This window comes from Bradyrhizobium valentinum (assembly GCF_001440405.1).
GTDB classification, from domain to species: Bacteria; Pseudomonadota; Alphaproteobacteria; order Rhizobiales; family Xanthobacteraceae; genus Bradyrhizobium; species Bradyrhizobium valentinum.
The window spans coordinates 51270-61686 of the sequence record NZ_LLXX01000130.1; the positions used below are offsets into that span (position 1 = coordinate 51270).

The 10417-nt window shown below is 63.2% G+C and carries 9 protein-coding genes and 1 pseudogene; all 10 read right to left on the reverse strand.

From position 1 onward, the window contains the following. Positions 1-9: 9 nt before the first annotated feature. On the reverse strand, positions 10-1281 hold the full coding sequence (locus CP49_RS22625) for a DUF1254 domain-containing protein (protein WP_338060371.1): 1272 nt from the start codon (positions 1279-1281) through the stop codon (positions 10-12). A gap of 113 nt (positions 1282-1394) precedes the next feature. Continuing rightward, positions 1395-1662 (reverse strand): annotated as a pseudogene (locus tag CP49_RS47655) (haloacid dehalogenase-like hydrolase); the annotation flags it as partial. A 221-nt stretch (positions 1663-1883) separates the two neighbouring features. After that, entirely contained in the window at positions 1884-3521 is a 1638-nt protein-coding gene (locus CP49_RS22635; protein WP_245310818.1) for an arylsulfatase, read from the reverse strand. A gap of 149 nt (positions 3522-3670) precedes the next feature. Next, positions 3671-5065: a BatD family protein gene (locus tag CP49_RS22640; RefSeq protein WP_057852401.1), complete on the reverse strand. Its 1395-nt coding sequence runs from the start codon at positions 5063-5065 to the stop codon at positions 3671-3673. Continuing rightward, positions 5062-6585, reverse strand: coding sequence for a VWA domain-containing protein (locus tag CP49_RS22645; RefSeq protein ID WP_057852402.1), 1524 nt, complete (start codon positions 6583-6585; stop codon positions 5062-5064). The genes CP49_RS22640 and CP49_RS22645 overlap by 4 nt, the downstream gene beginning before the upstream one ends. Further along, positions 6578-7576 (reverse strand): VWA domain-containing protein, encoded by a 999-nt coding sequence (locus tag CP49_RS22650; protein ID WP_057852403.1) that lies wholly within the window; start codon positions 7574-7576, stop codon positions 6578-6580. Before CP49_RS22650 ends, CP49_RS22645 begins: the two co-directional genes overlap by 8 nt. Next, a complete protein-coding gene (locus CP49_RS22655; protein ID WP_197423187.1) occupies positions 7569-8060 on the reverse strand; it encodes a DUF4381 domain-containing protein in 492 nt (163 codons plus the stop codon). The genes CP49_RS22650 and CP49_RS22655 overlap by 8 nt, the downstream gene beginning before the upstream one ends. Further along, positions 8053-9036, reverse strand: a complete 984-nt coding sequence (locus CP49_RS22660; protein ID WP_057852405.1) for a DUF58 domain-containing protein — start codon at positions 9034-9036, stop codon at positions 8053-8055. The genes CP49_RS22655 and CP49_RS22660 overlap by 8 nt, the downstream gene beginning before the upstream one ends. A gap of 7 nt (positions 9037-9043) precedes the next feature. Next, the gene (locus CP49_RS22665; RefSeq protein WP_082646172.1) at positions 9044-10078 is read right to left on the reverse strand and encodes an AAA family ATPase; all 1035 of its coding nucleotides are present in this window, start codon (positions 10076-10078) and stop codon (positions 9044-9046) included. Between the two features lie 51 nt (positions 10079-10129). Then, positions 10130-10417: hypothetical protein (locus CP49_RS46225; protein WP_210183104.1), on the reverse strand; the 288-nt coding region annotated here is incomplete at its 5' end.

Sequence of the window (10417 nt, forward strand, 5' to 3'; positions counted from 1 at the left end):
TCCTTTCAATCACTGCTGCGAGACCTTCTCGATGTCCGGCAGCACCCACGTCTTCTCGAACAGCGGTTTCTCCGGACCGTACAGGCGGAACAGCACTTCGAAATCGCGGCCGTTCGTCGGCACCCAGTTCGCTTCCTTCCCGGCTGGTGCCCGCGGGCCGAAGTGGATGTCCACCGATCCGTCGGCGTTCTTCCGCACGTCCGGGCTGTTCGAGGCGCGGCTGGATCGCGACGTCTCACGGATCAGCGCGTGCGTCTCGCGGTCGTACGCTGTCGCCGACCAATACTGCGTCACCGGGGCGTTCGCCGGCACGGTCAGCCGGTAGGTCTGCTGTCCGTCGAGTTGACGCCCGTCGCGGTCTTGAATCGACATGAGGTAAAATTGCCCCGCCCCAAGGCGCTTGGCGCTGAAGTATCCCATCGCGTACGAGACAGCACGGCCGGTCACGGGATAGCTGTTGGGATCGGCGAATCCAGTACCCATGCCTTCAACCACGCTCGCCGAGGCCGGCACCGCCCAGTGCGTTCCGTTGAAATACGGAGGGACGAACAGCCCGGCGTAACGCAAGTCGATCTCAGCCCGTGCCTCACGCGCGGCTTGCTCGAAGACCGTCTTCGTCTTCGCATCAGGATTGAACGGCTTGCCTTTCTCGATGCCGATCGACTGGAGCAGGTCGATCATCACCTTGTCGCGCTCCAGCCACGGCTCAACCTGTACGAAGCGGTGGAGCGATTCGAAAAAGCGCCAGTCATAAGGGATCGTCGCGTCAAACGGCTTGTCGTAAACGTCGACATAGACCGTTCCCTCAGGACTGCCGCCCAGCGGATAGATTTTGATTCGCTTGCCGTACGCGACCGCAGCGGCGATGTCGGCGTCGCTGCGGCTCTTGAAGTTCGAGCGCAGGATCACGAACCCCTGATACGTGTCCGACGGCAGATGGATATATCCGTCCAGCGGTCCGCCTTTATATCCGGGCGGCGTGATCAGATATTTGCCGCCTTTGCCCTTGTCGGCGCCCGCCGGACCGACATCTTCCAGCGCGTTCTGCCATGCATTGTCCGCGCTGCCGACGATCACCGCGTCGCCCTCGGCAGGCGGGATCTCCAGCACGACCGGACCGGAGCGCGTGTCGTAAAACGGGTTGAGGTAGATCGTGTCCGGATTGGGCGTGAGCGTCTGGTTCTGCCAGTTCAGGGGTCGCGACCAGTAAATCACCTGGTTGGGCTTCGCACCGTTGGCAACGGCCGCCTGCAACATGCGGTCGAAGTTCACCGCCGGCATGCCCCAGATGACCGCTTCGACCGCGCGGCTGTGCTTGAGGCGATCACTCTGCGGTGTCTGCGCGAATGCCGATCCAGCCAAACCCAGCAACGCAAGAGCAACGACAGCTCGCTTCATTTCGCTCCTCCCTCCGGCTCAAACGCAAACACCTTTTTCCAGTCCTGCTTCATGTCGACGACGGTCCAGCCCTTTGCCCTGGCCTCGTCCAACGCCTTATCCAGCTTGCCGATCTTCGATTGCCGGTCGTAGACGTACTCGCGTACAGCATCAGTGTGATGCACGATGCCCGCAAAGCGCGCGCCCGGCCCCGCCGTGGTCCAACATCTGCAGATCGCCGTCCGAATTCCCGAACGCGAGGATCGGCCGCCTGCCGATGATGCGCTCCTCGGGCGGAACGAAATCCGCGCCGCCTGGCGTGGTGACGCGCGCGACGAAATCGGTAATCGCCTTTTTCGCCGCGCCGTCATTCCACGACGCCAGATGGTCCACCGGCTGCGCCACCACAACGGAGATGGCGGCAAAGAACGCCAGCAACAGAGCATTGAACCGAACCATCATGGCAATCGTCCTTTCTACTTTTCGTCACTCCTTGGCTATCCGCATTACTTCGGCTTGAGGCGCTCGATTTCACTAAGCCGCTTCATGGCTGCCTGCTGCCGGAGCATTCCATAATTTATGCCGCTCGCGTTCAGCGAACTGCCTTCCTGATACGGGAATTGATCGAAATCGGAAAAGAACTCCTTGATCTTTCCCTGCACAGGCACGATCAGCCACATGTTTTGGGCAAGGAAATTTACCGCTCCTCCTCCTTCCTCCATGCCGCGCTCGTAAGGGTCCATGCGCAAGTTGGCGATCAGCGACCATGACGGCACTTCGCGGGTCGCGGTCGCGATGTTTCCCTTCGATGCAGTGGCAAAGCTGAGCTTCCAGTCGTTCCAGCGGATCGCATTGAGATTGCCCCCCTGATCGAAATAGTAGATCGAATCGCGGGGTGGCGTCTGGGTCTCGCCCTTGAAGAACGGCATGAAGTTATAGCCATCGAGATGAACGCGGAAACTCTTGCCGCCTGTCCCGGCAAATCCCGCCCTCATCTTTTCCTTGATGTCCGGAATCCCGGCCGCTGCGCAAAGCGTCGGGAACCAATCGATCAGCGAGATGATCTCGTTGTATTGCGTCCCCGGCTTCACCACGCCCGGCCATCGCACCATCATCGGGATGCGGAAGCCGCCCTCCCATGTCGTACCCTTCTCGCCATGAAACGGCGTCATGGCTCCGTCCGGCCACAGAGCGATTTCAGCGCCGTTGTCAGTCGTGTAAAGGACGATGGTGTTGTCGGCGATGCCAAGATTGTCGAGCTGCTGGAGCAACTCACCGACCATTCCATCGTGCTCCGCCATGCCGTCAGCGTGAATGCCTTTGCCGGTCTTGCCACGAGATGACGGCTTCAAATGCGTGAAGATGTGCATTCGCGTCGCATTGAACCAGACGAAAAACGGCCGATTTGCCCTGGCCTGGCGACCGATGAAGTCCTTGGCGGCACCCAGGAACTCCTCGTCCACGGTCGGCATGCGCGCCGTGTTCAAGGGACCCGTGTCTTCGATCTTTCCATCCGCTGACGATTTGATGACGCCGCGTGGGCCAAACTGCTTACGGAAGTTCGGATCCTTCGGATAGAAGTAGCCTTCCGGCTCCTCTTCCGCGTTGAGATGATAGAGGTTTCCAAAGAACTCGTCGAAGCCGTGCTTGGTGGGAAGATGTTCGTCTCGGTCACCGAGATGGTTCTTGCCGAACTGGCCAGTAGCATAACCCTGGGTCTTCATGACGTCGGCAATGGTCGGCATCCAATCCTGGATACCATGGGGATCTCCGGGCATGCCGATGGTGAGGAGGCCGGTCCGGAAAGGCTCCTGTCCCAGGATGAAGGAGGCACGGCCGGCTGTGCAGCTTTGCTGTCCGTATGCATCCGTGAAGATGGCGCCCTCGCGCGCGATGCGGTCGATGTTGGGCGTGCGATATCCCATCATACCCATCGTGTAGGCGCTGATCTGCGGAATGCCGATATCGTCGCCGAAGATGACGAGTATGTTCGGCCTACGGCCGGCAGCTGGCGCCGCCGGGGCCGCTGGTGCTGCTGGGGCCGCAGCGGGCGCGGCCTTCTGGGCCTGCGCGAGTGCTTGCGATGTCAGCGTTGCTGCCGCTACAAGGGATGACGAGCCGACCAATAACGCACGGCGGTCCATGGCTGCTTTGCCACTGCACTTGGTATCGGTGACGATGTCGTTGTGCCAATTCTTCTGACTACTCATTCGACGCTCCTTGGCTACTCTGGGTCACTCGTTCTCATGATCTGGATTTTGTGCTGTGTTTGATCTGGCTTCGCATGCTCCTTTCATCGGGCCGGCTTTCTGCCCCCGTGGACGGACCTGCTCGAAGGACCGACCGGGTTCAGTTGCTGGGGTAAGCGCATATTGCTCCTGCGCCCTGCGCGCGGTCGCAATTTTCGTCGGGCGGCACTCACCCGGTGCAGCAGTTGATGCCGCGACCAACGGCCTGCGTCGCGTCGTGCTGCAAACAGCTCGGCTTCGATCGCGTCGATCTCCCGGTCCAGCACGGGGTCCCCTGCAGCCACCTTGAAGGCTTCGACCGTGTGGTCCGGTGTTGCCGCGCCAACATGCGGCAGCCAATGAAGCATGGCAAAATAAGCGGCCTTGGCATCGCCGCGACGGACCGCATGGCGAAATCGGCTGAAGGCAAAGGCCTCAGACTGCTCATACGCCTGCCGTCGGCGGCGATGATAGGCTGCGATCCTTCGCGCTACTCCAGGCGCGACCCGGATCAGTCCGGCGACAACGAGGGTCGCAAGGAGTGCGAACAGCCAGTGGTCCGCAATGAGATCGACGATGGCGGTCCAGTTCAGGCGCGCCTTCGGCGCGCTCGTCCCGGTTGCCTGCACAGCCGGATTTGGCGCCACCTGCATCGTCACTGCGTCGAGATGTGCGGTCTCGACGCGCCCTTCACCTACGTTCCACCAGCGCACATCAATCGCCGGCAGCGCATAGTCGCCGGGCTGCTGCAGAATGTAGGTCGCGGAATCCGTCCGCGTCGCCGTCAGCGCGTCGGTTCGCCCCTCGGTCTTGTCCTGCAGCGAGGGTTGCGCGGGATAGACGGCCAATCCCTCCACCGCCAGGAATGTCACTTGCGGCAACAGCATCGCCGGCGTTTCCGCCGCCTGGATCGTCACGGTGCGGGTGATGGAATCCCCCACCTTGAGCCGGTCCGACGAACGCTGGACGGATTGCTCGACCGTCAACCGTCTGGCAGCGAGGTACGGGTCCAAGTCGGCCGCTGCATCGGGAATGAAGGCGTCAAAGGACACGCGCGGCAGAGAAAGCAGTTCTTCGCGCGCGGCGGGCGGTTCTGCCGCGTACTTCACTTTCACCTTCTGATCTGAAATGGCGAAGGCGCCGGGCTCCTGCGGATAGATCGTGAACTCGAAGCGCACCCCGGCAAAGGCCACTCCATTACGTTCTTCAGAGAGATTGACGCTTTGCAACTGCCGCGTCACCGCGTTGCGGACCTGGAAGCCCGGCAACTCCGGCGGCGACGTCATGTAGTTCGGCGCCAGCACGTCGATGCGCAGCGTCGTGGGCTGCCCGACCACGACGCGAGGAGGATCGAGAGTCACTTGCAGGATCGGCTTGGGTGCGTTGGTCTGCTGTGCCCATGCGCTGCACGACGCTACCGCTGCAAAGGCACAGATCGCCATGGCGAAGGCGCGTTTCATGGCCTGCTCCCTGCGCTCGACGCACCGGTCGCCTGGATCGCGAACTTCAGCTTGAGGAAATCCGCCGGCGTTGTCTGCACCGCGCGCATCCAGGCTTCTGCGGCGCCGGCCGTGGTGACGTCTTCCGGCCTGACCTGAATGCGCTTGCCGCCCTTCTGTTTGGGGTCGACGCGCATCTCATCCGCCTTTTGGTCCGGCGGCGCGCTGTCGTCCTGCTCCTGCTTGCGGCGTTTTTCCTCCTGCGCCTCGAAAAGAGCGGCGACGATCGCACGATTGGCTTTTGCCGCGAGATGGCCGGGTTGCGCCTTCAACACCTCGTCATACGCCTTGATCGACTTTTCCCAGGCATGGTTCTGCGCTTCGGCATTGCCGAGCGCGAAGCGACCCTCCACAGTATCGACCTTGCGAAATTCCTGCGCGGCGGTCAGGAAGTCGAGGGCGCGGTATGCGGCAATCCCGCGCCACATCGGATCGTCAAAGCGTTGAGCCGCCGTGGTGTAATCGCCCCGATCGAACGCAATCCGTCCCTGCTGGTCCGGCGTCAACCACAAATCCGCAAAGCGGTGCGGCCGTTCCTGTGCTTTCGCCGGCAATGCATGCAATGCGACCACCAGCGCGACCGCCCACGCCACCGTCGTTCCGCGCCGGAACCAGAGCAGGCAAAGAAGCGCGAGCGGAAACAGCAGCCAATAGCCCTCGTCGCGCCATTGCATGCCGAACGCATCGCCTTGCGCTGACTGGAAGCGGCTTTCGATCCGGCGTTCGATCGCATGGATGTCAGAGCCGTCCACACTGACGTGCACGACGTCGGAGCCGAGGCCCATCCCCTCCCCGGCTTGTGCCGGCGCCATCCTCAACATCGCGACGCCGTTGCGGCCGGCTGCCTGACGGATCGCGGCTTCGTCGAGGTCATCGGCCACGACAAGGATGGTACCTGCTACCGGCTCGGCTGCGAGAAACTGGGTCGCGAGCGCAACGGCGGCTGTGACATTCTTTCCGTCCCCAGGCATCAGGCCGGTCGCAAGCGCCGCCAGGAACGGCTCTGTAACCGAACGGTCGTCGGTCAGGGGCATCACGAGGTGGGCGGTGCCGGCGTAGGCGATCAGTCCGCTTCGGGCGCCGGCGCGGACGCCGAGCAAATCGCGGATTTTCTGCTTGGCCCTTTCGAGGCGCGTAGGCGCGACATCGGCCTGGTCCATCGACGTGCTCAAGGCGAGCACAATCATCAGCGGCGCCTTGTCCTCGACGAAAGGCGGCAGTTCGCGCCGCCAGGTCGGTCCCGATAGGGCGACAATGCCGAGCACCATGCCAGCCGTCACGAGGTAGAGCGGGCTAACGCCGCGCCCTTGGCCCGGCCGCACAATCAGGTGCTGCAGGAGATGCGGCGCGATCACGCCGGCCCATTGCGCTCGAGGGTCCTGCCGCCGGAGCAGCATGGCGAAGATCGCCGCGACCGGAATAAGCGCGAGCAGCCACATTGGCCGCAACAGGTGGAACGGAATGCCGGCTGCGTCATGCATGACGAAGCGCTCCTTTCCGTTCCCGTTCGCCGGTCAGCCACAGGCCCAGCCACAACGCCAACCCTAGAACGACCGCAGCACCAAGCGGCCACTGGAACAGCGGCAGCTTCGGGCGCCACGACAACGCGTCGAGTTTTGCGGGTGCGAGCCGGTCGATGTCGGCATAGATCGCCTGCAACTGCGCGCCGTCCTCGGCGCGGAAGAAGCGTCCGCCTGTTGTTGCCGCCACGGATTGCAGCACGCCGAGATCGACCCGGTTCTCGCCCGAGGCCGCGGGATCGCCGACACCAATCGTGTAAACTGCCACATCCTTCTGGCGCGCGATGTCGGCGGCGTGTTCGGGCGGCACACGGCTCGCCGTGTCGTTGCCGTCGGTCAGCAGGATCAAAAGCTTCTGCTTTGCGCGGCTTCCCTCCAGCGTCTTGATGGCAAGCCCGATAGTGTCCCCGATCGCCGTCTGCTGTCCGGCCATGCCGACCTGGGTCTGCTCGAGTAGTTGCGCCGCAGTCTGCAGATCCTGCGTAAACGGCACCTGCACGTAGGCCTTGGTCCCGAACAGGATCAGCGCGACGCGATCGCCGCGCCGCCGCGCGATGAAATCTTTGATAACCCGCTTGACGCCATCGAGACGAGTGAGGGTCGCACCGTCAGCGGTGCGAAAATCCCTCTGCTCCATCGAGCCGGAAATATCGATCGCGAGGATGAGATCGCGCGCGGAAACCTCGCGCGTTATGGCTTCACCGACCCACTGCGGACGCGCCAGCGCCGCGATGATCAATGTCCAGATCAGGATCGCCACGATCATCTGAACACGCCGCCGCTCCAGCACCACCGCGCCCCGTTGCGGAGTCTGCCCTGTGGCTGCCGCGAGCCGGTCGAAGAACGGGATCTGCACCGACGCCTGACGCGCGCGGTATGGCGGCAGCCACCACCACGCCAGTATCGGCAGCGGCAGCAAGGCAAGCATCCATGGCCAGGCGAACTCAAACATGGTGCACCTTGATCCAGCGATGGACGAGGTCGGCCAGCGCCTCGAGCTGGTCGCGATCGGGCGGGGTCCGTTGATACGGCGCCGAGATCAGCAAGCGTCCCGCGCCTTGCGAGAACTCCTGTCCGCCATAACTGCGGTCGAGAAACGCGAGCCACGCCGGGCCGGCGAGCGGAGCGACGGCCTCGCGCGCAAAGGCCCCCAGCGCCGTTCGGCGCACGAGCACGCTCAACCGCATCGCAACCTGGTCCGGCGCTGCGTCTGCCGCACGCCGTATACCGTCCAGTTCGGCGAGCGCCTCGCGCCGGTATCGATTAGCGCGGTACTGATGCACGAACCGCCAGATTGCCAGCAGAGCCAACACCGCGACCAGCGCGATTGCGACGCGCAACGGCCAGGTCTGCGGCCAGAGACTTACTTCCTGCGGGAGCGGAATATCGATCAAGCCCGCGAGCGGATCGCCCTGTTTGGTTTGCGCGTCAGCCAATGCTCGCCCCCCTCTGAGCATGGCCGCGGCGTCCGCTGCGGTTCGGCAGGGCACCGAGCAGGTGGCGAAGCTGTTGGGCCGTATCCTCGGCAGCGCTGAGCGGCAGCACCGGGACGCCAAGCTCCCGCGTCCAGGCAAACACGTCCTTGAGCCGCTCCTGCAGCGCCTGCGAGATGTTTTGGCGGACGCCTTCGCGCCCTACTTCCAGATGTATCTGCAGCTCGCCGTCCGTCACCGTCATGCTGGCTGTGGCCGGCAGGTCGCTCTGCAGGGGATCGTGCACCAGCAGTGCCACGATGTCGTTGTGGCGGGCCATTGCGCCGATCATCTTGCGCGTCTCTTCATCCGCGCCGTCGAAGTCGCTGATGATAATGACCGCCGCATCGTGCAGAGCGCGCCGCAGCGCCTGCTGCAGCGCCTTGTTCAGCATCGATGGTGATGCAGACAAGCCGCGGCCGACCCCGAGCGACCGGTTATGCGCAACGATCGCCATCAGGATTTGCAGTACGGTCGAGCGGCTGCGCCGGGGACGGAATTCAACGAATTCGCGGTCGTCGAACACGATGGCTCCGACCCGATCGCCGGCGCCAAGAATGCGCCAGGCGCTGATCGCAGCCGCTTCGGCGGCTGCAACCGATTTCATCGCGCGCCGGCTGCCGAAGAACATCGACAGCCGCTGATCGACGACCAGGAGTGCCGGCCGGTCGCGCTCCTCGTTGAAGACGCGCACATGCGGCTTCTGCAGGCGCGCCGTCACCTTCCAGTCGATCGAGCGGACATCGTCGCCGGAACGATAGTCGCGGATCTCCTCGAAGTTGAGCCCGCGCCCCCGCATGCGAGAGGCGAAGCGGCCGGACAACAGGCTGCGCACCGACTGACGCGGCAGAAACGAGACCTTGCGTCCGCGGTATTCAAGCGCGAGCAGATCATCGAAGCTGACGTAGACACCCGGCATGCTGACTGTCACGTCGGCCATGGCGCCCTCACGCGGCTGAGACAAGTTCGGTGATCTTGTCGATCACCTGGTCGGCATTGATGCCTTGCGAGACCGCTTCGTAACTGAGGATCAGCCTGTGCCGCAGGCAGTCGTGCATCACCGCACGCACATGGTCGGGCGTGACGAATTCCTGGCCGTCGAGCCAGGCACGCACGCGGGCGCAGCGATCCAGCGCAAGGCTGCCGCGCGGGCTGGCACCGACCTGGATCCATTTGCCCAAGGGTTCGCCGTACCGACCCGGAAACCGCGTGGCGTAGATGATGTCGACAATATATTTCTGCGCCAGGTCCGAGACGAAGACGCCGTCGATCTCGCCGCGCGCATCGAAAACGGCCTGCTGCGGCACCGCTGGCGGCTCCGCCGCATGGCCCTTCGGCTTCTGCGCGTTCTCCTCACGGTTCAGCTTGATGATATCGCCTTCCGTGGCCTCGTCCGGATAGGTGATCACGACATGCATAAGGAAGCGGTCAAGCTGCGCCTCGGGGAGCGGATAGGTGCCCTCCTGCTCGATCGGGTTTTCGGTCGCCAGCACCATGAAGAGATCTGGCATCTTGTAGGTCTTGCCCGCGACCGTCACCTGCCGCTCTTCCATCGCTTCAAGCAACGCGGACTGGACCTTGGCAGGCGCACGATTGATCTCGTCGGCAAGCACAAGGTTGGCGAAGATCGGACCTTTCTGGAACTGGAACTGACCGCCCTTGTCGGTTTGAAAGTAGATTTCCGCGCCGGTCACGTCCGATGGCAGCAGGTCCGGCGTAAACTGCACGCGCGACAAATCGGCTGCGAGGTTTTTTGCGAGCGTCTTGACCGCCCGGGTCTTTGCAAGTCCCGGCAGGCTTTCGATCAAGAGATTGCCGTTCGCGAGCAGCCCGATCAGCATGCTCTCCACCAGATGATCCTGGCCGAGCACTGCCTTTCCGATCCGAGCCTTGAGATCGAACAAGGCATCGCGAGCAGTCGAATGCTTGGAGCTTTCCAACTTCGCCGCCGATGGCTGCTGATTGGTAGCGAGATCTGACATGTTTCTTTCACTCGCGCGATTGCGAATTCCCGGCCGCCAAAGTCTTGTCACTCATTCGACACTCCTGGCTTCAAAAATTTCAGTATCGTCTGACCCTTCGTTGAGCCCGCTGCTCTCTATCGCGTCAGCACGATCCCAATTACCGTCGTCGTCCTCCGCCACCATGGAATCCTCCACCACCGTGGAAGCCGCCGCCGCGAAGCGCCGCGCCGCCACCGCGAAAACCGCCGCCCGCGCGAATGCTCTGGGCACGTGCTCCGCCCGGATTCGGCCGCGCACCGACGCGCGCCCGGTTGATATTCGGCCGTTGCGCGACAGCGCGATTGCCGGCCCCGGTGC

Excerpts from the sequence above, each read along its gene's own strand:
- CP49_RS22665 (WP_082646172.1), bottom strand. The coding sequence starts at position 10,078 with ATGTCAGATCTCGCTACCAATCAGCAGCCATCGGCGGCGAAGTTGGAA.
- CP49_RS22635 (WP_245310818.1), bottom strand. The coding sequence starts at position 3,521 with ATGGACCGCCGTGCGTTATTGGTCGGCTCGTCATCCCTTGTAGCGGCA.
- CP49_RS22650 (WP_057852403.1), bottom strand. The coding sequence starts at position 7,576 with ATGTTTGAGTTCGCCTGGCCATGGATGCTTGCCTTGCTGCCGCTGCCG.
- CP49_RS22660 (WP_057852405.1), bottom strand. The coding sequence starts at position 9,036 with ATGGCCGACGTGACAGTCAGCATGCCGGGTGTCTACGTCAGCTTCGAT.
- CP49_RS22645 (WP_057852402.1), bottom strand. The coding sequence starts at position 6,585 with ATGCATGACGCAGCCGGCATTCCGTTCCACCTGTTGCGGCCAATGTGG.
- CP49_RS22640 (WP_057852401.1), bottom strand. The coding sequence starts at position 5,065 with ATGAAACGCGCCTTCGCCATGGCGATCTGTGCCTTTGCAGCGGTAGCG.
- CP49_RS22625 (WP_338060371.1), bottom strand. The coding sequence starts at position 1,281 with ATGCCGGCGGTGAACTTCGACCGCATGTTGCAGGCGGCCGTTGCCAAC.